Source organism: Clostridium novyi NT (genome assembly GCF_000014125.1).
Lineage (GTDB): Bacteria > Bacillota > Clostridia > Clostridiales > Clostridiaceae > Clostridium_H > Clostridium_H novyi.
Genome location: NC_008593.1, coordinates 208,978 through 231,799, shown reverse-complemented (window position 1 = coordinate 231,799; position 22,822 = coordinate 208,978). Strand labels below are relative to the sequence as shown.

Here is a 22,822-nt window from a genome sequence, read left to right as displayed (position 1 = left end):
GATAAAACTGTTTTGGAAATTCCAAAACAGTTTTATTTTCAAGATTAAATTTTTATTAGTATCTGTAATGAGCGAATGCTTTGTTAGCTTCTGCCATTTTATGAGTATCTTCTCTCTTCTTAACAGCAGCTCCTGTGTTGTTAGCAGCATCTAATAATTCTCCTGCTAATCTTTCTCTCATATATTTTTCGCCTCTTTTTCTTGAAGCGTCAACAATCCATCTGATTCCTAGAGTCTGTCTTCTGTCAGCTCTAACTTCTATTGGAACTTGGTAAGTTGCCCCACCAATTCTTCTAGCTTTAACTTCTAACAATGGCATAACATTGTTCATTGCTTCTTCAAAAACCTCTAATGGTTCTTTTCCTGTTTTTTCTCCCATGATAGCAAAAGCGTCATAGCATATTTTTTGAGCTACCCCTTTTTTACCATCTAGCATTATGCTATTGATTAATTTTGCAACAACTTTATTGTTGTATAATGGATCTGGTAGTACATCTCTTTTAGGTGTATTTCCTTTTCTTGGCACTTTTCTTCCCTCCTTAACCTTTCATATTTAATTCATAGGTACTCGGTAACCTTACCGCAAAGCGCTCTCTTCTGCAAAATATAAGTATATAATCTATATCAACGCTGAAGACATAGCACTGTTTTTATTAACTATTTTTGTTTTGGTTTTTTTGCACCGTATTTTGATCTTGCTTGCATTCTGTTAGCTACTCCAGCAGCGTCTAACGCTCCTCTTACTATATGGTATCTAACACCTGGAAGGTCTTTTACTCTTCCACCTCTTATTAAAACAACACTGTGTTCTTGTAGGTTATGTCCTATACCTGGAATGTAAGCTGTAACTTCATAACCATTTGTAAGTCTAACTCTTGCTACTTTTCTTAAGGCTGAGTTAGGTTTCTTAGGTGTGCTTGTTTTAACAACAGTACACACTCCTCTTTTTTGAGGACATTGTTTTAATGCTGGTGAATTTGACTTATACTCTGCTGTCTTTCTTCCTTTTCTTACTAATTGGTTAATAGTTGGCATGTCTTCACCTCCTTGATTATTTCATGAAATTATATAAATTTTAGTTATAGCATAATTATTTTTTTATAAGTAATGCCACTGCTGCTCCTACTTCTATTCCACAAAACATGCCTAATTTTTTCATAGTATCTATATATATTATTGGGAGTAATCTATTCGTGGCTAACTGTACAACAGGATCCGTTAATTTACCATCTGCATTTTTCGCCACATAAAGACATTTTCCTTTATCGTTTTGAATATACTTCATAGTTTGCTTTAGGCCAATAACTTTTTCTCCCTGAATTCTGCCAACCATTTAAGGCCCCCCTTAAATATATTATGTCAGAGACAAAGGTTTTTCACCTTGTCTCTAAGCATAATCTATACGCACAAAATGTATTTTATCATTTTAATTTTATCATGTCAATAAAATCAATACTAAGCTTCGTCAACATTTACTAATTCTTCGTCATTTTCTTCTTTGTCTGTATTTAATTTTATTGATCTATATCTCATCATCCCTGTTCCAGCTGGTATTAATTTACCTATTATTACATTTTCTTTTAAACCTAATAATGGGTCACTCTTACCTTTTATAGCTGCATCAGTAAGTACTCTTGTAGTTTCTTGGAATGATGCTGCTGACAAGAATGAATCTGTTGCAAGAGCCGCTTTAGTTATTCCAAGTAAAGCTATATCTCCTGTAGCTTCTTCTCCACCTTGTTGGCGTATTTTTTCATTTACTTCTTCGAAATCAAATACATCCACTAAAGTTCCTGGTAATAATTCAGTATCTCCAGATTCTTTTATTTTAACTTTTCTAGTCATTTGTCTTACAACAACTTCTAAGTGCTTGTCGTTGATATCAACACCTTGTAGTCTATATACCTTTTGTACTTCTGACAACAAGTAATTTTTAACTTCTTTAGGTCCTTTTATTGCCAAAATATCATGTGGATTAACTGATCCTTCAGTAATTTCATCTCCGGCTTCGATTCTGCTACCATTTGAAACCTTTATTCTTGATCCAAATGGTATATCATAGCTCTTATCTACACCTTCATCATCTATTACATGAACAATTCTCTTTTTCTTAGTTTCTTCTAATTTAACAGTACCAGCAACTTCTGTTATAATTGCAAGTCCTTTTGGTTTTCTAGCTTCAAAAAGTTCCTCAACTCTAGGAAGACCTTGAGTGATATCCGCTCCAGCAACACCACCTGTGTGGAATGTTCTCATTGTAAGCTGAGTACCAGGTTCTCCGATAGATTGAGCTGCAACTATACCAACAGATTCTCCAATGTTTATCTTATTGGCTGTTGCCATGTTCATACCATAACACTTAGCACAAACGCCGTGTTTTGATTTACATGTAAATACAGATCTAATGTTAACTTTCTTAACTCCATGTTTTTCAACTTTTTCAGCTAAATCTGCATTCATGTAAGTATCTGCAGGTACTATAACTTCACCTGTTTGAGGATCTACGATATCTTCTATTGAATATCTTCCTGTAAGTCTTTCAGTTAATGTTTCGATAACTTCATTTCCTTCTTTTATTTCAGAAACTTCGTATCCGTGTGTTGATCCACAATCTTCTTCTCTAACTATAACATCTTGGCTTACATCAACAAGTCTTCTTGTTAAGTATCCTGAGTCAGCTGTTTTAAGTGCTGTATCGGCGTTACCTTTTCTAGCACCGTGAGTAGATATGAAGTACTCTAATACGTCAAGACCTTCTCTGAATGATGCTCTGATTGGTAACTCGATAATCTTACCTGATGGGTTAGCCATAAGTCCTCTCATACCAGCAAGCTGCTTGATCTGAGACTTAGATCCTCTGGCTCCTGAGTCAGCCATCATGAAGATCGGATTAAATCTATCTAGATTATCCATAAGTGCATTGGCAACATCTTCAGTTGTTTGAGTCCATTTTTCAATTACTCTTTCATATCTTTCATCTTCAGATATGAATCCTCTTCTGTACATCTTTTCTATCTTTTCTACAGCTAAGTCTGTATCAGATAGCAATCTGTTTTTAGATTCTGGAACTGTCATATCAGATACTGATATTGTTATAGCTCCTATAGTTGAATAATGGTATCCTCTTGCCTTAATTTTATCTAGCATTGTAGATGTTTCAGTTGCACCATATTTTGTATAACATTTATCTATTATCTTTCCTAAGTTTTTCTTAGTTACTAGAAAATCTATTTCTAACTTAAATTCATTTTCAGGATTGCTTCTATCTACAAATCCTAAATCTTGTGGTATTGAATCGTTGAATATTAATTTTCCTGGTGTAGTTTCAATTATTCCGCTAATGATTTTTCCGTCTTTTTCTTTAGTCATTCTAACTTTTATCTTAGCGTGAATGTTTATAGCACCAGTTTGATATGCCATCATAACTTCATCTGGGTTAGAGAATATTTTTCCTTCTCCTTTAACTCCATCTTTATCAAGTGTTAAATAATAAGAACCTAAAATCATATCCTGAGTAGGTACACAAACTGGTTTACCATCAGAAGGTTTTAATATATTATTTGCTGCAAGCATTAAGAATCTAGCTTCTGCTTGTGCTTCAACTGATAAAGGTACGTGCACAGCCATTTGGTCTCCATCGAAGTCGGCGTTGTATGCTGTACATACTAATGGATGAAGTTTTATTGCTCTTCCTTCAACTAATACTGGTTGGAATGCTTGAATTCCTAGTCTGTGAAGAGTCGGAGCACGGTTTAATAATACAGGATGCTCAGATATAACTTCTTCAAGTACATCCCATACTTGTGGCATAACTCTTTCAACCATTTTCTTAGAACTCTTAATATTATGAGCTGCTCCACTTTCAACAAGTTTTTTCATAACAAATGGCTTGAATAATTCAAGTGCCATTTCCTTTGGAAGACCACATTGATACATCTTTAATTCTGGTCCTACAACGATAACCGAACGTCCAGAGTAGTCAACACGTTTTCCAAGTAGATTTTGTCTGAATCTACCTTGTTTACCTTTAAGCATATCTGATAATGATTTTAAAGGTCTGTTTCCTGGTCCTGTAACTGGTCTTCCCCTTCTACCATTATCTATAAGAGCATCTACAGCTTCTTGTAGCATTCTCTTTTCATTTCTTACTATTATGTCTGGAGCACCTAAATCTAAAAGCTTCTTTAATCTGTTATTTCTGTTTATAACTCTTCTATATAAATCATTTAGATCCGATGTTGCAAATCTTCCTCCATCTAATTGAACCATAGGTCTTAAATCAGGAGGGATTACTGGTATAACATCTATAATCATCCATTCAGGTCTATTAGTTGATTTTCTAAATGATTCAACTACTTCAAGTCTTCTTATAGTTCTTACTTTCTTTTGACCTGTACTTGTTTTTAAAGCTTCTTTTAATTCTTTAGATAGTTGTTCTAAATCTATTTCAGCTAAAAGTTTTTTTACTGCTTCCGCACCCATTTCAGCATCAAAAGCTTCTTCTCCATATTTGTCGACGCTTTCTCTGTACTCTTTTTCACTAAGTAATTGCTTCTTTAATAGTGGAGTCTCTTTTGGATCTAAAACAACATATGATGCAAAGTATAATACTTTTTCTAAAGATCTTGGTGACATATCAAGTATAAGTCCCATACGAGATGGTATACCTTTGAAGTACCATATGTGTGATACTGGGGCAGCAAGTTCTATATGCCCCATTCTCTCACGTCTTACTTTTGATTTTGTAACCTCTACTCCACATCTATCACATACTATACCTTTATATCTTACTCTCTTGTATTTACCACAATGACATTCCCAATCTTTTATAGGTCCAAATATTCTTTCGCAGAACAATCCGTCTTTTTCAGGTTTTAAAGTCCTATAATTAATAGTTTCAGGTTTTTTAACTTCCCCTCTTGACCATTCTCTTATTTGCTCTGGTGAAGCTAAACCAATTTGCAATGCCTCAAAATTATTTAACTCTATCAAGGGTAAATCCTCCCTCCACATTAATGTTCATCATTAAAATCTTCTAACTCAAGCCCATTTTCTAGTTCATCTAGTTGTAAATCATCATACTCTAACTTTATATCTTCAAACTCTTCGTTATCAACTAATTCTAATGCTTCTTCATCTTGGTTCGATGATCTTTTTTCTGCCGTTGGAACAATTTCGTCTTCAGTTCCTTCTATATTAACTCCTAAATCTTCCATGTCTTCTTCAGAAGATTCCTTTATTTTGATTTCTTCGTTAGTATCACTTAGTACTTTTACATCTAAGCATAATGCTTGAAGTTCTTTTATAAGTACTTTAAATGATTCTGGTACTCCTGGTTCTGGAATGTTTTCACCCTTAACAATAGCTTCATAAGTCTTAACTCTTCCGACAACGTCATCTGATTTAACTGTTAAAACCTCTTGAAGTGTATGAGCTGCACCATATGCTTCAAGTGCCCAAACTTCCATTTCTCCAAATCTTTGACCACCAAATTGAGCTTTACCTCCTAGTGGTTGTTGAGTAACCAATGAGTATGGTCCTGTAGATCTTGCGTGTATCTTATCATCAACTAAATGGTGAAGTTTTAAGATATACATGTATCCTACAGTAACTCTATTGTCAAACGGTTCTCCTGTTCTACCATCATATAAAACAGTTTTACCATCTTCACTGTATCCAGCTTCTTGTAATAATTCTACAATTTCATCTTCAAATGCACCATTAAATACTGGTGTTGCTATATGCCATCCCATTTCTCCTGCAGCCCATCCTAAATGAACTTCAAGTACCTGACCGATATTCATACGAGAAGGTACACCTAGAGGGTTTAAGCATATTTGAAGTGGTCTTCCGTCTGGTAAGAATGGCATATCTTCTTCTGGTAATATTCTAGAGATAACACCCTTATTACCGTGTCTTCCTGCCATCTTATCTCCAACTGATATCTTTCTTTTTTGTGCTATATAACATCTTACTAGTTCATTTACTCCTGGAGGTAACTCATCACCGTTTTCTCTTGTAAATACTTTTACATCAACGATTATTCCAGCTTCTCCATGAGGAACTCTTAAGGAAGTATCTCTAACTTCTCTTGCTTTTTCTCCGAAAATAGCTCTTAGAAGTCTTTCTTCAGCTGTAAGTTCAGTTTCTCCCTTTGGAGTAACTTTACCTACTAATATATCGCCTGATCTTACTTCAGCACCTATTCTTACTATTCCTCTTTCATCTATGTTTTTAAGAGCATCTTCCCCTACATTTGGTATATCTCTTGTTATTTCCTCTGGTCCTAACTTAGTATCTCTAGCTTCAGATTCATATTCTTCTATATGAATAGATGTGAATATATCATCACGAACTAATTGTTCTGAAACTAACATAGCATCTTCGTAGTTATAACCTTCCCAAGTTATGAATCCCATACGGATATTTTGACCTAAAGCAATTTCTCCAAAGTCTGTAGATGGTCCATCTGCTAAAACATCTCCAGCTTTTACTTTTTCGCCTTTGCTTACAATAGGTCTTTGATTTATACAAGTACCTTGGTTAGATCTCTTGTATTTAAGAAGTTTATGTTTATCAAGTCCACCATCTGAATCTCTTCTGATCCTAACTTCTGTTGAACTTACATATTCAATAACACCATCATGTTCAGCCTTAGGTAATACCCCTGAATCTACAGCCGCTTTGTATTCTATTCCTGTTCCTACAATTGGAGCTGCTGGTTTTAATAGTGGTACTGCCTGACGTTGCATGTTAGATCCCATAAGCGCACGGCTGGCGTCATCATTTTCAAGGAATGGTATCATAGCTGTTGCAACAGATACTATTTGACTTGGTGAAACGTCCATTAGATCAACTTGATCTTTAGACACAACTATAACATCTTCCAAGTCTCTGACTGTTATCTTTTCATCTATAAAGCAACCATTTTCGTCTAACGGTTCTTTAGCTTGTGCAACTAAATAATGGTCTTCTTCATCTGCTGTTAGATATACTATTTCATCTGTTACTCTAGCTTCCTTTTTATCAACTAATCTATATGGAGTTTCTATAAATCCATATTCATTAACTTTAGCATAGCACGCAAGTGAGTTTATAAGTCCTATGTTAGGTCCTTCTGGAGTTTCTATTGGACACATTCTACCATAGTGAGAGTGGTGAACGTCTCTAACTTCGAATCCAGCTCTTTCTCTTGAAAGTCCTCCTGGTCCTAATGCTGATAATCTTCTCTTATGAGTAAGCTCTGATAAAGGATTTGTTTGATCCATAAATTGTGAAAGCTGTGAACTTCCAAAAAATTCCTTAATTGCAGCTGCTACTGGTCTTATATTTATTAATGCTTGAGGTGTTATAACTTCTTGATCTTGAATAGTCATTCTTTCTTTGACTACTCTTTCCATTCTTGATAATCCAATTCTAAATTGATTTTGTAATAATTCACCAACAGATCTTAATCTTCTATTTCCTAAGTGATCTATATCATCTATTGTACCAATTTCATATGGTAATCCTAATTCATAACTGATAGTAGCATAAATATCGTCTACAACAATGTGTTTTGGAATTAACTCATGTATGTTTTTCTTAATTTCTTCTTTTATGCTTTTTTCATCTGTATAATTATCAAGAATATTTTTTAATGTAGGATAATGTACATGCTCTTTTATTTTCAAATCTGAAATGTCAAAATCTATAAATTTATGTATGTCTACAAAATTATTTCCTATGACTTTTATAACTTTATCTTCAACTTGAATGTTTACAGCATTTATAGCACAATTTTGTATTTCTAATGCTTTTTCTCTATCAATAGTTTCACCTTTTTGTACTATAATTTCCCCTGTAAATGGGTTAACAACATCCTCTGCTGCTACTTGGTTAAGTAGTCTTATATATATAGCTAGCTTCTTATTAAACTTATATCTTCCAACTCTAGATAGGTCATATCTTTTAGCATCAAAGAATAAAGAGTTTATTAATGAAAGCGCACTATCTACTGTAGGTGGTTCACCCGGTCTTAATCTTTTATATATTTCAAGTAATGCTTCTTCTCTAGTCTTAGTATTATCTTTTTCTATTGTCGCTTTTAATCTTTCTTCTTCGCCAAACCAATCAACGATTTCGGCGTCGCTTCCTAATCCTAATGCTCTTATTAAGATACTTATAGGAAGTTTTCTTGTTTTATCTATTCTTACATATATAATGTCGTTAGAATCTGTTTCGTATTCTAACCATGCTCCCCTATTAGGTATTACTGTAGATGAAAATAGTTTTTTTCCTGTTTTATCCACATCATATCCATAGTAGGCACCTGGTGATCTAACAAGCTGACTTACTATAACTCTTTCAGCTCCATTGATAACAAACGTACCCTGTTGTGTCATTAATGGGAAATCGCCCATAAACACTTCTTGTTCTTTAACTTCACCAGTTTCTTTGTTAAGTAATCTTACCTTAACTTTTAGAGGTGCAGCATATGTCGCATCTCTTTCTTTACACTCTTCTACCGAATACTTAATAGCATCTTTGTCTAAGTTGTAATCAATAAATTCCAAAATAAGGTTTCCTGTGTAATCTTGTATTGGATTAACATCATCAAATACCTCATTTAGTCCTTCTTTCCAAAACCAATCATAAGAATTTAATTGTACTTCTATAAGATTTGGCATTGGACACATCTCTTTTACTTTTGAAAAGCTCATTCTCGTTCTTTTACCAATTTGAATAGGATGTACCATTAAAATTTTCACCCCTCGCATAAGAATAACAAAAAATGTAACACTCTAGGAACTGATATTTCCTAGAATACACACGCTCATCCTGTTAGTATAACCAAAAAAGCTATATTCATTCAATAATTGTTAATTATTAATTATACCATTTGTTTATACTTTCATGCATTAAATTATAATATCACAATAAGTTTTAAGTGTCAACATTTTATAACAGTTTGTTGCATTTAAAAAAGGCACTTATATAAAAGTGCCTTTTTATTATATAAAAGTCTTATTTTAATTCTATAGTAGCACCAACTTCTTCAAGTTTAGCTTTCATTTCTTCAGCAGCTTCTTTAGCTACGCCTTCTTTAAGTGTTTTAGGAGCTCCGTCAACTATTTCTTTAGCTTCTTTTAATCCTAATCCAGTTAATTCTCTAACAGCTTTGATAACTTTGATCTTTTGAGATCCTGCGTTAGCTAATACTACATCAAATTCTGATTTTTCTTCAGCAGCTCCTACAGCTCCTGCAACTCCTGCAACTGCAACTGGTGCAGCAGCACTTACTCCAAATTCTTCTTCACATGCTTTTACTAGTTCGTTTAATTCTAAAACTGACATTTCTTTTATAGCTTGAATCATTTCTTCTCTTGTCATTATAATCGCACCTCCATAATATTTTCAACGTTATACGTTATTTTTCTTATTCTTCAGCAGAGCCATTTTTTTCTGCTATGGCATTTAATAAGTAAACAAAATTTGACATTGGAGCTTTTAGGCTGCCAAGTAATTTTGCAATAAGAACTTCTTTTGGTGGTATTGTTGCAAGCTCTTTGATTTCCGCTTGATCAAATACCTTTCCTTCAACTACTCCAGCTTTTAATTCTAATTTCTTGTGATCTTTTGCAAAATCATTAAGTATTCTTGCTGGTGCTGTTGCATCTTCGTAACCTATAGCTAAAGATACTGGTCCTTCTAAGTATTCAACTATACCATCCATACCTAATTCTTTAGCAGCTAAAGTTACTAATGTATTTTTGTAAACTTTGTATTCTACTCCAGCTTCTCTTAATTGTTTTCTAAGTTCTGTATCTTCTTCAACATTAAGTCCTTGATAGCTAGCTAATACAACTGATTGAGCTTTTTCTAATTTTTCTCTGATTTCTTGTACTTTAGCTTCTTTTAATTGTCTATTTTTACTTGCCACCGTAGCCACCTCCTTAACAAAAACTAAAAGCCTCTTCCCAGACACGAAGAGGCTTAATATATCCAAAATACCGAATATCTAAATCCTCGGTAGGTTGGTTCCCCGTTATGCTTTCGCACCTACTGTCTGCGGAGTATTATCTTATTTAATTTATAGAACGTTAAGTATTATATCAATTTCAACCTAAGTTGTCAACACTAAGCTAAAACTTTTGCTGGATTGATTTTTACTCCTGGTCCCATTGTGCTTGATATGCTTAATGATTTAATGTATTGTCCTTTAGCTGCAGCTGGTTTAGCTTTAACTATAGCTTCCATTAAAACATTGTAGTTTTCAGCTAATTTTTCTTCTCCAAAAGATTTCTTTCCTATTGGAACGTGAATGATAGCTGTTTTATCTAATCTATATTCAACTTTACCAGCTTTGATGTCAGCTATTGCTTTTGCTACATCAAATGTAACTGTTCCTGATTTTGGGTTAGGCATTAATCCCTTAGGTCCTAATACTCTACCTAATCTACCTACTACTCCCATCATATCTGGAGTTGCAACAACTACGTCGAAATCAAACCAGTTTTCTTTTTGAATTTTGTCTAAGTATTCTTCTGCTCCTACATAATCTGCTCCTGCAGCTTCTGCTTCTTTAGCCTTATCTCCCTTAGCAAATACTAAAACTCTAACTTTCTTACCTGTTCCATGAGGAAGTACTACTGCTCCTCTAACTTGTTGATCTGCATGTCTTGGATCAACACCAAGTCTTATAGAAAGTTCGATAGTTTCATCGAATTTAGCTTTTGCTGTTTTTAAAGTAAGATCTATAGCTTCAGAAGGTGTATATAAAGAGTTTTTATCAATTAGCTTGATGCTCTCTGAATATTTCTTACCCATTTTTGCCATATTCTTTCCTCCTTGTGGTATTAGCGGTATTTACCTCCCACTAATTAAATGTATTATTCTTCTACTGTAATACCCATACTTCTAGCAGTTCCTGCTATCATGCTCATAGCGCTTTCAACTGATCCAGCGTTTAAGTCTGGCATCTTAGTTTCAGCAATTTCTTTTAATTGAGCTTTAGTAATCTTTCCTACTTTAGTCTTGTTTGGTTCACCTGAACCACTGTCTAATCCAGCTGCTTTTTTAATTAAAACTGCTGCTGGAGGAGTCTTAAGAATGAAGCTGAAAGATCTATCTTGATATACAGAAATTATAACTGGAATAGTCATTCCTGCTTGATTTGCTGTTTTAGCATTGTATTCCTTACAGAAAGCCATAATATTTACACCGTGTTGTCCTAATGCTGGTCCAACTGGTGGTGCTGGAGTTGCCTTTCCTGCTGGAAGTTGAAGTTTAATCATTCCTACTACTTTTTTTGCCATAGTTTACACCTCCTCATATGTGGTAATGCGAGCTTTTAAGCTCTCCCACTGTAAGACTTTGTCTTATAGCAGATTAATCTAGTTTTTCTATTTGATTAAAATTAAGCTCAGTAGGCGTTTCCCTACCAAACATATTAACTAACGCTTTAATCTTTTGTTTTTCAACATTGATTTCTTGTATTACTGCAACAAAACTATTCAGAGGTCCTGAAATTACCTTTACACTTTCTCCTACGGAAATATCAATGTCCACGTTCTTTTCACTTATACCCATAGCTAACACTTCTTCTTCAGTAAGAGGTACTGGTTTTGACCCAGGGCCTACAAATCCCGTAACTCCCCTTGTATTTCTAACTATGTACCAAGATTCATCTGACATGATCATTTTTACAAGGACATATCCTGGAAAGACCTTCTTTTGAGTTACCTTCTTCTTTCCATCCTTTACTTCTACTACTTCTTCCATAGGGACTTGTATGTCGTGAATTAGATCGTGTAATCCTCTGTTTTCTATTGTTTTTTCAAGATTTACTTTTACTTTGTTTTCGTAACCAGAGTAAGTATGAACAACATACCAACGAACTTTTTCTGCCATATTTCAGGAAATGAGATAAATCTCATTCCTACCTCCCTTTTATTTTAATATTATAAATTTATTTATCTTAAATAATATATAAATTTAATATTATCTTATTTATAAATCTAAAATTATCTCTTATTTGAAAATAATTTTGTAAAGGCCATTAAACCCAGAATCCATAAGTCCTATTATAAAAGCACTAACTGCACAAAAAAACAATACTATAATAGTAGACTTCTTTACTTCTTCTTTAGGTGGCCAAGTTATTCTTTTTGTCTCTGCCTTTAATTCTTTTAAGAACTTGCCTATACCCACAGATGACTGCTTTTCAAGCTTCTTGCTTTCATTTAAAGCCATTATATTCACATCCTTATATTTTTAGTGAATACAAGTAACTATTTTGTTTCTTTGTGAAGTGTGTGCGTGCGGCAGAATTTGCAATACTTTCTCATTTCAATTCTTTCAGAATTGTTCTTTTTATTCTTCATTGTATTGTAATTTCTTTGTTTACATTCTGTACATGCTAAAGTTACTTTTACTCTCACAACCTACACCTCCATATTCTGCGTATACACACACAGGTCTTACTTCCATGTGTAGTATATAAATGTTTATTACTTTATATAAATACTACGCTAAGTTTGTGCGTTACCTTACAAACTTATCACAAGTTACTGTATATGTCAACTTTTTTTTGTATATAATCACTTTATCTTAAATTATATACCACTTTTTACAATTAATTCATTTTAAATGCATTTAAAATGTTTTTTCTTTCAAAAGGACTAAGTTTAAAACCTAGTCCTATTATATTTAATCTATTTTAAGTTTAAATAATTATAAATTATTCAACTATGCTAGTAACAACTCCTGAACCTACTGTTCTTCCACCTTCTCTGATAGCGAATCTTAGGTTGTTTTCCATTGCTACTGGTGTGATTAATTCTACGTTCATGTCTATATGGTCTCCTGGCATTACCATTTCTACTCCTTCTGGTAAAGCGATTGATCCTGTTACGTCTGTTGTTCTGAAGTAGAATTGTGGTCTGTATCCGTTAAAGAATGGAGTGTGTCTTCCACCTTCTTCTTTCTTTAATACGTAAACTTGACCTACGAATTTTTTGTGAGGTGTTACTGAACCTGGTTTTGCTAGTACTTGACCTCTTTCGATTTCGTCTCTTTGTACTCCTCTTAATAATGCTCCGATGTTATCTCCAGCCATTGCTTCATCTAACATCTTTCTGAACATTTCTACTCCTGTGATTGTTGTCTTTCCGATTTCTTCTTTCATTCCTACGATTTGTACTTCATCTCCTACGTGTAGTACTCCTCTTTCAACTCTTCCTGTTGCAACTGTTCCTCTTCCTGTAATTGTAAATACATCTTCTACAGGCATTAAGAATGGTTGATCTGTTGCTCTTTCTGGAGTTGGGATATATTCATCTACAGCTTTCATTAAGTCTAGGATGCATTGGTCATCCCCTTCTTCGATTGCTTTTAATGCTGATCCTACTACTACTGGACATTCGTCTCCGTCAAATCCGTATTCGCTTAATAATTCTCTTACTTCCATTTCTACTAATTCTAGTAATTCTGGATCATCTACTTGGTCTGCTTTGTTTAAGAATACTACTATGTGGTTAACTCCTACTCTTGATGCTAATAGGATGTGTTCTCTTGTTTGTGGCATTGGACCATCTGCTGCTGATACAACTAAGATAGCTCCGTCCATTTGTGCTGCTCCTGTGATCATGTTCTTTACATAGTCTGCGTGTCCTGGGCAGTCAACGTGTGCATAGTGTCTGTTTTCTGTTTCATATTCTACGTGTGATGTATTGATTGTGATTCCTCTTTCTTTTTCTTCTGGTGCTTTATCAATATCTTCGTAGTTTTGTACTTCTGCTCCACCTGCTTTTGCAAGTGTCATTGTGATTGCTGCTGTTGTTGTTGTTTTACCGTGGTCTACGTGACCTATTGTTCCTATATTTACGTGTGGCTTATTTCTTTCAAACTTTTGTCTTGCCATTTTTTATTCCTCCTGTTCACCTTTAAATTCTTAATTAATATTTTTAACCTTTTCGTAAACCTGTCCTGGTGTGTTGTCAGCTGTTTTAATTCATGGAGCCCACGACCGGGCTTGAACCGGCGACCTCCACCTTACCAAGGTGACGCTCTGCCAGCTGAGCTACATGGGCATCTTTCCTTTTTTCGATATTACAGGTATCGAGCCCACGACACCCAATTTAGGAGATTAATCATCTCCCCATATGTTGTTTTTCAAAAGCCCTATACCAATTATTTATTTTACTATTTACACTTTTTTTTGTCAACAATTTTTCACCTTTTTATTCAAGCATTTTTCAAGCTTTCTCTTTACTCTTTGTAATGCATTATCAATGGATTTAGAATGTCTATCCAAATCACATGCAATCTCTTGATATGATTTCCCTTGAAGATAAGAATTCAACACTTCTAATTCAAGTTCTGAAAGCACTTGTTCTATTTCTTTTTCTATTTTAATAACTTCTTCTTTACTTATAACAAGTTCTTCTGGATCACACACTTTTACTGTAGATAATATATCCAAAAGCGTTCTGTCAGATTCTTCATCATAAATCGGCTTATTTAAAGAAATATATGTATTAAGAGGTATATGCTTTTGTCGTGTTGCTGTTTTTATAGCTGTTATTATTTGTCTTGTAACACATAATTCCGCAAAAGCCTTAAAAGAAGATAATTTGTCTGGTTTAAAATCTCTTATAGCTTTATAAAGCCCAATCATACCTTCCTGATATATATCTTCTTTATCCGCACCTACCAAAAAATAAGATTTTGCTTTTGCCTTAACAAAATTTTTATACTTATTTATTAAGTATTCTTGAGCTTTTATATCGCCATTTTTTGCATCTAATGCTATATCTTCATCTAACCTTTTTTCAATTTGATCTTCTCTTTTTTTATCGGTTTCTTGTACTTTACTTAACAAAACAACCCCTCCACCCCATGCATGTCAAAATTAACTAATAAAACACACCTTAATATACATTATATATGTAATTATACATTAAAAGGAAATTACCTTCAATGTTTTTATCAACTTTTTCTAATTTTTTGTAATTTTTCTAGTACTTTCTTGTCTATTCTGTCTTCTAAAAGAGTTCTATTAGCGCTGATATTCTTTTTTGTCTTATTGGTAATTTTTTGGGTAGTAGTTTTAACTTCATTATAAAACTCTATGGAGGACATCCTTGTAGCTCCTCTTTGAAAAGTAACTTGTTGTTCTAAGGAGTCAGAAGTTACAACACACACTTCTACTTTTCTACCTATGTTGTTAACATACCTTTCTATAAAACTGTCTGCTGTTTCTCCTTCCTTTGTAAAAACCACCATCAAGTTACTCATTCTTTCTTTTTTCTCAATACTCCCCTTTACAAGATGAGCATCAAAAACTAAAAATATCTTATATCCATTATAAGCTCCATAATTCTGCATAATTTCTATAAGCTTATCTCGTGCTGCCTCAAAACTGTATTCTTTAATTCTATTTAGCTCCGGCCAACTATTAATAACATTATATCCATCTACAAATACATTTCTCACGGCTTTTCTCTATTCCATATTTTGTTTCAAAACCTCATACATCATGATACCGGCCGCTACAGATGCATTTAAAGATGTTATTTTTCCTACCATTGGTATCTTGATTAAAACATCACATTTTTGTTTAGTAAGTTTTGAAATTCCTTTTCCCTCACTACCTATTACTAATGCCACAGCACCTTTAAAATTTGTTTGGAAACAGTAGTTTTCTCCGTCCATATCTGCTCCATATACCCAAATTCCTCTTTCTTTAATTTCATCAATGGCTCTATTTATATTTGCAACTTTTGCTACTTTAACATATTCAGCTGCTCCTGCTGATGTTTTATATACAGTTGGTGTAACACCTACATTTCTTCTCTTTGGTATTACAATACCATGTACTCCACATATTTCAGCTGTTCTCATTATAGAACCTAAGTTATGGGGATCTTCTATTTCATCTAATACTAAAATAAAAGGTTCTTCCCCCTTTTCTTTTGCATAATTAAAAATATCCTCAATTTGACTATATTTAAATGGAGTTACAATAGCCATAACACCTTGATGCGCCCCTGTTATAGACATTGAGTCTAGTTTTTTTCTATCAACCTCTTTTATAATTATGCCTTTATCTTTAGCAATTCCTAAAACCTTGTTTATAGAACCACTAACATTTCCTTTAGCAACCATTACATATTCTATAGTTCTATCACTTCTTAATGCTTCTATAACCGCATTTCTTCCTTCTATTAAATCTTCTCTTTCTTCTTTTTCTTCTCTAATATTAAAGTTTCTTTTATTATTACGGTTTTTTAATTCTTTCATAAAATACCTCTCTTGTTTTATAAAATTTTGATTTATGAATACTTTGTTCTAACCTCTTCTATATGTCCACAAGTCATAGTACCCTCTGGACATCTACCTTTAACACATGAAGGTCCAGCTTTTTTAAATAATATTGGAGCTACTTTTCTAACCTGTTTCAACATTTCATCCGCTAATGCATGTATTTCCCATTGAGCTCTATTACAACATCTATGCTCAAAGAAATTCATTAAACTTCTAGCATTCATAGTAAGAACTATTTTTGTTTCACATGCATTTGGGAAAACATATCTAGCATCTTCTATAGCTTTCTTTTCCGCAGATAGTTTTTTCATTCCGCTTTCTATATGCTTTTCTCTTAGTATATCAACGATCTTGTCATAAGCTTTTTGGCTATTTTCCATAGCTTCAACAAAAATTTTCTTAGCATTATCATCTTTCTCTATTTCTGGTGGAACTATGTATTCAAACTGATTTAATTTTACATATCTTTGACTTTGCTGTGAGTAAGATGCTATTCTATGTCTCACAAGTTGATGTGTTAACGATCTTGAAACTCCCTCAACTCCAAAAGTAAAGGAAACATGTTCAATTGGAGAAGCATGTCCATAAGACATTAATCTTTGTAGGAAACTCTCTACATTCCCTTCATCTAATCCTTCTAATATATCATCTATAGAAGATGCACTATAACAAAGTTTAGCCGCCGACGCTATAACCTTTTCTGGATTTGGTGTATACTCTATTAACTTAACTTTTAACGCCATTTTCCCACTCCCTATTAAATTAATTAACCATGTATTTTTATACTCATATTCATAAGTTCATTAAGTCTATCTAACTGATTTGTCAAATATAAGAATCCCATTAATGCTTCAAAGCCAGTTGCCATTCTATACTCTCTAACATCTGCATTTTTAGGAACTGTTCCTGATTTTGCATTTCTTCCTCTTTTAAAAATTCTTTCTTCTTCCTCAGTTAAAGATTCTTTTATTTGCTTCATTATCTCACTTTGAGAATGTGCTTTAACATAAGATACAGCTTTAACATGAAGTTTATGTGCAGACATATCTTGATTTTGTTCAACTAAGTATCTTCTTACAAAAACTTCATAAATCGCATCTCCTACAAAAGCTAAAACTAAAGGATTTAACTGAACAGCTTCATTTATAGTAAACTTATTCCTTAAAAAATCAATCTCCATTAAAATTTCTCCTTTAATTACTAAAGTTATTATTCTAATGATACTATAATTTTAATAAATTTAAAAGCGTAGTCAATAATATGACTACACTTTATAAAAAACAATTATTGTTCCCTTTTCCATCTAACCCCTTGTGGAGTATCTTCAAGAACTATACCACGAGCTTTAAGGTCATCTCTTATCTTATCAGCTAAAGCCCAATCTTTATCTTTTCTTGCTTGTTGTCTTTGTTCTATTAGTTTTTCTATTTCTGCATTTAGATCTAACATTGTAGATTTTTGAAGTATTCCAAGCGGTTTACCAAGTTCTCTTATTAATTCTAATGAATATTCAACAAGTTCTTTTGATGACTCTGTATTTATATTAGTATTTATATCTTTTACTAAGTCAAAAATTACAGATATTGCATCAGCAGTGTTAAAATCATCATCCATCTTTTCTATATATTTTTCTTTATATGACTCTAAATTCTTAACATATTCTTTTTCATTTTCAGTAACTTTATCTACTTTTACTTCATCTAAAAGTCTTTCTAAGTTTCCTATTGCATTATAAAGTCTTTCATTAGAAGCCTTAGCACTTTGTAATAAATCGTCACTGAAGTTTAGTGGTGTTCTATAATGAGCAGAAAGCATAAATAATCTTATTACTTCAGCATCATACTTTTCTAATATTTCTCTTGTAGTAAAGAAATTATTTAAAGACTTAGACATCTTTTTATTATTTATGTTTAGGTATGCTGAATGCATCCAGTAGTTCGCAAAAGTTTTTCCATTTCTAGCTTCACTTTGTGCTATTTCATTTTCATGATGAGGGAACACTAAGTCAGCTCCACCTGCATGTATGTCTATTGTATCTCCTAATAACTTGTGAGCCATACAAGAACATTCTATATGCCAACCTGGTCTACCTTTTCCCCATGGACAATTCCAAGAAGGTTCACCTGGCTTTTCACTTTTCCAAATAGCAAAATCCATTGGATCTTTCTTTCTCTCATCTACTGATATTCTAGCTCCAGCTTGAAGATCATCCAAATTTTGTCCTGATAATTTTCCATATTCTTTGAATTGTTTTGTACTGAAATATACATCTCCATTAACTTCATATGCATATCCTTTATCAATTAAATCCTTAACAAACTGTATTATTTCATCCATATATTCTGTAGCTCTTGGATTAGCAGTAGCTCTTTTTATATTTAATCCATCTGCATCTTTATAGTATTCGTGTATGAATCTATCTCCTAATTCTTTTACAGTGATATTTTCTTCATTAGCTTTTTTTATCATTTTATCATCTATATCTGTAAAGTTTTGAATGAAATTTACTTTGTATCCTCTGTATTCAAAGTATCTTCTTATAGTATCAAACACTAAAAAAGTTCTTCCGTTTCCTATATGAAAATAGTTATATACTGTAGGTCCACATACATACATGCTAACCTCTCCGTCTTTAATAGGTTTAAACTCTTCCTTTTGTCTAGTCATTGTATTAAATAATTTCATTTTATTGCCTCCCAACAAGTTACATTCAACTTATTCTATTTATTATAACCTAATTTTAAAGGATATTATCGCACTAAATGCCCTATTATAAATTATACATATTTATTGTTTATTCTTCCACTAATAAATAACCTTATTTCTAGAGTATTTTAAAAATTAATAAACTCTTTCTAATAAAATATTAGAAAGAGTTTATTTTATGTATCTTAACATGTTTTAATATTTTCTAGTATACTCTCTCCCATAGGCAAATCTTCTGGAGTTGTTATTTTTATATTGTTATAACTTCCCTCATACAAATACACTCTATGGCCATAACTTTCTACAACAGATGTATCGTCAGTAACTTCAATGTTATCTTTTAAAGCTTTTTTGTGACAATTTAATATTAAATCATATTTAAAACACTGTGGAGTTTGAACTGAAAATAACTCTTCTCTCTTTAACGTATCTTTGGAAAATCCATCTTCAGCTATAACTTTTATAGTATCTTTAACTTTTACACCACAGGCAGAAGCTCCGTATAATTTAGCATATTTTATTCCATCTTCAATTATTCTATCTTCTATAAATGGTCTTGCTCCATCATGTATTAACACAATTTCACTATCTTTAACTGCATTTAATCCACTTATAACAGATTCTTGTCTTGTTTTTCCACCCTCAACTATATGAGTTACTTTATCTAAATGGTACTTTTTCAATACATTTTCCACGCAATACCCAATTTCATCTTTTGATAGAACTAAAACTATATTATCTATAGATGTATTATCTTGAAACTTCTTCAATGTATAATATAAAATTGGATTTCCTTTTAAATTTATAAACTGCTTGTTTATGTCAGTATTCATTCTAGTTCCTTTACCTGCTGCTACTACAATTGCACAATTCTTGCTCACACTAAAACACCTCTTTTAGTATTTATCTCTTGATTTTTGCAAATATCATTCTACCAGCAGCAGTTTGCAATACAGATGTAACTATAACGTCTTTCACTTCACCAATGTGTCTTTTTCCACCTTCTACAACTATCATTGTACCATCGTCTAAATAAGCAATTCCTTGTTCCTGCTCTTTTCCATCTTTAATTATTTGAAGTATCATTTCTTCTCCTGGAAGAACTACGGACTTAACAGCATTTGCAAGTTCATTTATATTTAATACTGGTACTCCTTGAACTCCTGCTACTTTATTTAAATTATAGTCATTAGTTATTACTTTACCTTTTAAAACCTTAGCCATCTTCAATAGCTTACTATCAACTTCCTCTATTTCTGGGAAATCTTTATCTGTTATCTTAATATCTAAATCTAATTCTTTTTGAATTTTATTTAATATATCAAGACCACGTCTTCCCCTATTTCTCTTTAAACTATCAGAAGAATCGGCTATATGTCTTAATTCATCTAATACAAAGTTAGGTATAACTAGTGTCCCCTCTATAAAACCTGTTCTGCATATATCAAGAATTCTTCCATCAATTATTACAGATGTATCTAATACCTTTGGAGTTCCTTTATATGAAGCTTTAAGCTTCTTTTCTTTAGTAGTATTAGTTTTTTTCAAATTAGATATAACTCCAATTATATCTTCTTTTTTCTTGACGCATACATCAGCTGATACTGATGATACTATAAGAACTATAATTATCCCTATTATTTTTAACACAAGAGTGTCATTAAATAAACTCACTACAGGAATAGAAATTATTAATCCTATAATAGCGCCAATAGCCCCTATTAACACATCAATTGTAGGGGTTCTTTGTATACTATCTTCAAGATATTCCATAACTCTAGTTATTAACGCACTAAAAACAGGTGAAATTAAAAATAATATAAGTCCAAGAATCAAAGAAGAAAAAATAATAAATACAATTCTAAGTATAGTATTGCCAGCAAAATATGCTAGTTGATTTAGATTAAGAAGCCACTCACCAGTTAAGAATCCAAGCACAATTCCCATTAAAGTAAAAAGACCTCTAAGTACTTTTTTAAACATAGACTTCACCTCCTCAAAATAATATAAATCCAAAATCATTGTTTAACTTTTTTAATAACAATATATATTATTATATACGTTATTGCAACTAAAGGAAAATTTGTTTATAAATTATTCACGGACATATTCCTTTATATATATTTTTGACTAAAATTTAACTTATTAATCCCCCTATTAATAAATTTTTTAATGTTTTATTATATATGTGTATTAATTAATTATTTACCATTCATTGACAAATGGTTGTGAAACATTTTATAATTAATTTGTAATATATTGGTTAAACATTGCGAGGAGTTGAAATTATGAAAGACGTTATTTTTGATGATTTTCAAAACGCAGTAGATGAATCTCTTTTAAGACACAGAAGCTTACTTGATATAATTACAAAGCTTCAGGAAACCCAAGGTAGAATTAACCGGGCTATAGCCAAATCTGTTACTAATTGCGGCTGTATAGAAATAGATGCCAAAAAACAATCTTTGTCACCTGCTTACAATACGTCACTAGATTCTTTAAAACTTAATCTTGATAATCATCTACACGGAGAACTTTGTGACAAATGTAGAGAAATTATAGAAAGAGAAATAGGAAATAATTTATTCTACTTAACATCATTATGTAACTTATTAGATTTAAATCTATACGATATACTTTTAAAGGAATATGATAAAACAAAAACACTTGGAAAATATAATTTAAGATAAACAAATATAGCACAAAATAAGATATCTTATTTTGTGCTATATTTGTTTATCTATCATAAATTGTTCTCTTAATCTTCTAAGTCCATTCTTAATGGCTTTAGCTCTTGCCTCTCCAATACCTTCTACATTATCAAGTTCTTCATATGATGCCTCCATAACTTCTTTTAGTTCCTTGAAGTTATTTACTACATTTTCAATAACATTAACAGGTATTCTAGGTATTTTGCTAAGCATTCTGTATCCTCTTGGTGAAATCAATGTGTCTACTAGAGGTACTCCCGAAGCATATCCTAGTGCTTTAGAAATTGTATCAAGTTCTAGTATTTCATCTGAAGACATATTTTGAATTTGTTCATATATTTTATTATAGTCCATATCATCTTTACAATAATCTCTTATTAAAAGTATACCGTCTTCTTCAACACTTTTAACAAGTTCACTAAGTTGCATTGATATAAGTCTTCCTTCATTTCCAAGCTCTATTATGTATCTTTCAACTTCATCAACTATTCTCATTACCATTTCAGTTCTTTGGATGGCTGTCATTACATCAAATAATGTAACTAAATCTTGAAATTCTAATAAGTTTAAATTACTCATTACTCTTTCTAAAACAGAAACATACTTCTCTAAAGTTTGAAGTGCCTGATTTGCTCTTGCAAGTATTACACTACTATCTCTTAATACATATTTAATATCATTTTTATACACTGTTATTATATTTCTTCTTTGAGATATAGCAATTACAATACATCCTGTCTGTTTTGTAACTCTATGAGCTGTTCTATGTCTAGTGCCTGTTTCAAATGTTGGTATAGATGCTTGTGGTATAAGTTGCGTATTTGCATATAATATTTTCTTTAAATCGCTACTTAAAACTATAGCTCCGTCCATTTTGGCAAGTTCATATATATATGAAGAACTGTATTCGGAGTCTATGTTAAATCCACCATCTACAATTTCTAATATTTCCTCACTATCTCCAAGTATTATAAGTCCCCCAGTTTTAGCTCTTAAAATATTATCTAGTCCCTCTCTTAGTTGAGTTCCTGGTGCTGTTATCTTTAATATTTCAATAAGCTTTTTATCCTTTTCAAGCCTCATATACTTCCCCTCCT

At 32.4% G+C, this 22,822-nt stretch carries 23 protein-coding genes, 1 tRNA gene and 1 other annotated feature; of the genes, 1 reads left to right on the top strand and 23 read right to left on the bottom strand.

All coding sequences use genetic code 11. From position 1 onward, the window contains the following. Window positions 1-55: 55 nt before the first annotated feature. The 22 genes from rpsG to NT01CX_RS01115 form a co-directional block, all read right to left on the bottom strand. Window positions 56-526, bottom strand: a complete 471-nt coding sequence (gene rpsG / locus NT01CX_RS01220) for a 30S ribosomal protein S7 (RefSeq protein WP_011721213.1) — start codon at window positions 524-526, stop codon at window positions 56-58. Window positions 527-657: 131 nt separating this feature from the next. Then, a complete protein-coding gene (gene rpsL / locus NT01CX_RS01215) occupies window positions 658-1,035 on the bottom strand; it encodes a 30S ribosomal protein S12 (RefSeq protein WP_003367791.1) in 378 nt (125 codons plus the stop codon). Window positions 1,036-1,090: 55 nt separating this feature from the next. Further along, a complete protein-coding gene (locus tag NT01CX_RS01210) occupies window positions 1,091-1,333 on the bottom strand; it encodes a ribosomal L7Ae/L30e/S12e/Gadd45 family protein (RefSeq protein ID WP_011721212.1) in 243 nt (80 codons plus the stop codon). A gap of 122 nt (window positions 1,334-1,455) precedes the next feature. Then, entirely contained in the window at window positions 1,456-4,992 is a 3,537-nt protein-coding gene (rpoC, locus tag NT01CX_RS01205; RefSeq protein ID WP_039226969.1) for a DNA-directed RNA polymerase subunit beta', read from the bottom strand. Between the two features lie 20 nt (window positions 4,993-5,012). Continuing rightward, window positions 5,013-8,738 carry a DNA-directed RNA polymerase subunit beta gene (rpoB, locus tag NT01CX_RS01200; RefSeq protein ID WP_011721210.1) on the bottom strand — a complete coding sequence of 1,242 codons (3,726 nt, stop codon included), beginning with the start codon at window positions 8,736-8,738 and terminating at the stop codon, window positions 5,013-5,015. A 268-nt stretch (window positions 8,739-9,006) separates the two neighbouring features. Next, entirely contained in the window at window positions 9,007-9,372 is a 366-nt protein-coding gene (gene rplL / locus NT01CX_RS01195) for a 50S ribosomal protein L7/L12 (RefSeq protein WP_011721209.1), read from the bottom strand. Window positions 9,373-9,418: 46 nt separating this feature from the next. Continuing rightward, window positions 9,419-9,922 carry a 50S ribosomal protein L10 gene (gene rplJ, locus NT01CX_RS01190; protein ID WP_011721208.1) on the bottom strand — a complete coding sequence of 168 codons (504 nt, stop codon included), beginning with the start codon at window positions 9,920-9,922 and terminating at the stop codon, window positions 9,419-9,421. Between the two features lie 14 nt (window positions 9,923-9,936). Beyond that, window positions 9,937-10,072: a sequence feature (ribosomal protein L10 leader region), on the bottom strand. 47 nt (window positions 10,073-10,119) lie between these two features. Continuing rightward, the gene (gene rplA / locus NT01CX_RS01185; protein ID WP_039226971.1) at window positions 10,120-10,809 is read right to left on the bottom strand and encodes a 50S ribosomal protein L1; all 690 of its coding nucleotides are present in this window, start codon (window positions 10,807-10,809) and stop codon (window positions 10,120-10,122) included. Between the two features lie 62 nt (window positions 10,810-10,871). Beyond that, complete coding sequence (rplK, locus tag NT01CX_RS01180) at window positions 10,872-11,297, bottom strand: 50S ribosomal protein L11 (RefSeq protein ID WP_011721206.1); 426 nt, start codon at window positions 11,295-11,297, stop codon at window positions 10,872-10,874. 73 nt (window positions 11,298-11,370) lie between these two features. Next, a complete protein-coding gene (gene nusG / locus NT01CX_RS01175; RefSeq protein WP_011721205.1) occupies window positions 11,371-11,892 on the bottom strand; it encodes a transcription termination/antitermination protein NusG in 522 nt (173 codons plus the stop codon). 120 nt (window positions 11,893-12,012) lie between these two features. After that, on the bottom strand, window positions 12,013-12,234 hold the full coding sequence (gene secE, locus NT01CX_RS01170; RefSeq protein ID WP_011721204.1) for a preprotein translocase subunit SecE: 222 nt from the start codon (window positions 12,232-12,234) through the stop codon (window positions 12,013-12,015). Between the two features lie 38 nt (window positions 12,235-12,272). Next, a complete protein-coding gene (gene rpmG, locus NT01CX_RS01165) occupies window positions 12,273-12,422 on the bottom strand; it encodes a 50S ribosomal protein L33 (RefSeq protein WP_003367776.1) in 150 nt (49 codons plus the stop codon). Between the two features lie 299 nt (window positions 12,423-12,721). Continuing rightward, the gene (gene tuf, locus NT01CX_RS01160) at window positions 12,722-13,903 is read right to left on the bottom strand and encodes an elongation factor Tu (protein WP_011721203.1); all 1,182 of its coding nucleotides are present in this window, start codon (window positions 13,901-13,903) and stop codon (window positions 12,722-12,724) included. A gap of 93 nt (window positions 13,904-13,996) precedes the next feature. Then, window positions 13,997-14,072: transfer RNA gene (locus NT01CX_RS01155), tRNA-Thr, on the bottom strand. A gap of 131 nt (window positions 14,073-14,203) precedes the next feature. Continuing rightward, complete coding sequence (gene sigH / locus NT01CX_RS01150) at window positions 14,204-14,863, bottom strand: RNA polymerase sporulation sigma factor SigH (protein WP_011721202.1); 660 nt, start codon at window positions 14,861-14,863, stop codon at window positions 14,204-14,206. A 107-nt stretch (window positions 14,864-14,970) separates the two neighbouring features. Then, complete coding sequence (locus NT01CX_RS01145; RefSeq protein WP_011721201.1) at window positions 14,971-15,477, bottom strand: NYN domain-containing protein; 507 nt, start codon at window positions 15,475-15,477, stop codon at window positions 14,971-14,973. Between the two features lie 9 nt (window positions 15,478-15,486). After that, the gene (rlmB, locus tag NT01CX_RS01140; protein ID WP_011721200.1) at window positions 15,487-16,284 is read right to left on the bottom strand and encodes a 23S rRNA (guanosine(2251)-2'-O)-methyltransferase RlmB; all 798 of its coding nucleotides are present in this window, start codon (window positions 16,282-16,284) and stop codon (window positions 15,487-15,489) included. Between the two features lie 32 nt (window positions 16,285-16,316). Next, entirely contained in the window at window positions 16,317-17,051 is a 735-nt protein-coding gene (gene thyX / locus NT01CX_RS01135; RefSeq protein ID WP_011721199.1) for an FAD-dependent thymidylate synthase, read from the bottom strand. Window positions 17,052-17,074: 23 nt separating this feature from the next. Beyond that, window positions 17,075-17,488: a Mini-ribonuclease 3 gene (locus NT01CX_RS01130; RefSeq protein WP_011721198.1), complete on the bottom strand. Its 414-nt coding sequence runs from the start codon at window positions 17,486-17,488 to the stop codon at window positions 17,075-17,077. 104 nt (window positions 17,489-17,592) lie between these two features. Continuing rightward, window positions 17,593-18,993: a cysteine--tRNA ligase gene (gene cysS, locus NT01CX_RS01125; protein WP_011721197.1), complete on the bottom strand. Its 1,401-nt coding sequence runs from the start codon at window positions 18,991-18,993 to the stop codon at window positions 17,593-17,595. Between the two features lie 206 nt (window positions 18,994-19,199). Then, a complete protein-coding gene (ispD, locus tag NT01CX_RS01120) occupies window positions 19,200-19,895 on the bottom strand; it encodes a 2-C-methyl-D-erythritol 4-phosphate cytidylyltransferase (protein WP_011721196.1) in 696 nt (231 codons plus the stop codon). A 22-nt stretch (window positions 19,896-19,917) separates the two neighbouring features. Then, window positions 19,918-20,997, bottom strand: a complete 1,080-nt coding sequence (locus NT01CX_RS01115) for a PIN/TRAM domain-containing protein (protein ID WP_011721195.1) — start codon at window positions 20,995-20,997, stop codon at window positions 19,918-19,920. Window positions 20,998-21,302: 305 nt separating this feature from the next. On the opposite strand from NT01CX_RS01115, the gene NT01CX_RS01110 reads away from it, so the two are divergent. Beyond that, complete coding sequence (locus tag NT01CX_RS01110; RefSeq protein ID WP_011721194.1) at window positions 21,303-21,704, top strand: hypothetical protein; 402 nt, start codon at window positions 21,303-21,305, stop codon at window positions 21,702-21,704. 36 nt (window positions 21,705-21,740) lie between these two features. On the opposite strand, the gene disA is transcribed toward NT01CX_RS01110, so the two are convergent. Beyond that, on the bottom strand, window positions 21,741-22,808 hold the full coding sequence (gene disA / locus NT01CX_RS01105; protein ID WP_011721193.1) for a DNA integrity scanning diadenylate cyclase DisA: 1,068 nt from the start codon (window positions 22,806-22,808) through the stop codon (window positions 21,741-21,743). Window positions 22,809-22,822: the final 14 nt, after the last annotated feature.

Bases quoted from the DNA above. Each gene is read 5' to 3' on its own strand.
- secE (WP_011721204.1), bottom strand. From the start codon at position 12,234: ATGGCTTTAAATGAAAGCAAGAAGCTTGAAAAGCAGTCATCTGTGGGT.
- rplL (WP_011721209.1), bottom strand. From the start codon at position 9,372: ATGACAAGAGAAGAAATGATTCAAGCTATAAAAGAAATGTCAGTTTTA.
- cysS (WP_011721197.1), bottom strand. From the start codon at position 18,993: ATGAAATTATTTAATACAATGACTAGACAAAAGGAAGAGTTTAAACCT.
- rplA (WP_039226971.1), bottom strand. From the start codon at position 10,809: ATGGGTAAGAAATATTCAGAGAGCATCAAGCTAATTGATAAAAACTCT.
- NT01CX_RS01115 (WP_011721195.1), bottom strand. From the start codon at position 20,997: ATGTTTAAAAAAGTACTTAGAGGTCTTTTTACTTTAATGGGAATTGTG.
- NT01CX_RS01110 (WP_011721194.1), top strand. From the start codon at position 21,303: ATGAAAGACGTTATTTTTGATGATTTTCAAAACGCAGTAGATGAATCT.
- rlmB (WP_011721200.1), bottom strand. From the start codon at position 16,284: ATGAAAGAATTAAAAAACCGTAATAATAAAAGAAACTTTAATATTAGA.
- NT01CX_RS01130 (WP_011721198.1), bottom strand. From the start codon at position 17,488: ATGGAGATTGATTTTTTAAGGAATAAGTTTACTATAAATGAAGCTGTT.
- NT01CX_RS01210 (WP_011721212.1), bottom strand. From the start codon at position 1,333: ATGGTTGGCAGAATTCAGGGAGAAAAAGTTATTGGCCTAAAGCAAACT.
- rpoB (WP_011721210.1), bottom strand. From the start codon at position 8,738: ATGGTACATCCTATTCAAATTGGTAAAAGAACGAGAATGAGCTTTTCA.
- rpsL (WP_003367791.1), bottom strand. From the start codon at position 1,035: ATGCCAACTATTAACCAATTAGTAAGAAAAGGAAGAAAGACAGCAGAG.
- nusG (WP_011721205.1), bottom strand. From the start codon at position 11,892: ATGGCAGAAAAAGTTCGTTGGTATGTTGTTCATACTTACTCTGGTTAC.
- rplK (WP_011721206.1), bottom strand. From the start codon at position 11,297: ATGGCAAAAAAAGTAGTAGGAATGATTAAACTTCAACTTCCAGCAGGA.
- thyX (WP_011721199.1), bottom strand. From the start codon at position 17,051: ATGGCGTTAAAAGTTAAGTTAATAGAGTATACACCAAATCCAGAAAAG.
- disA (WP_011721193.1), bottom strand. From the start codon at position 22,808: ATGAGGCTTGAAAAGGATAAAAAGCTTATTGAAATATTAAAGATAACA.
- tuf (WP_011721203.1), bottom strand. From the start codon at position 13,903: ATGGCAAGACAAAAGTTTGAAAGAAATAAGCCACACGTAAATATAGGA.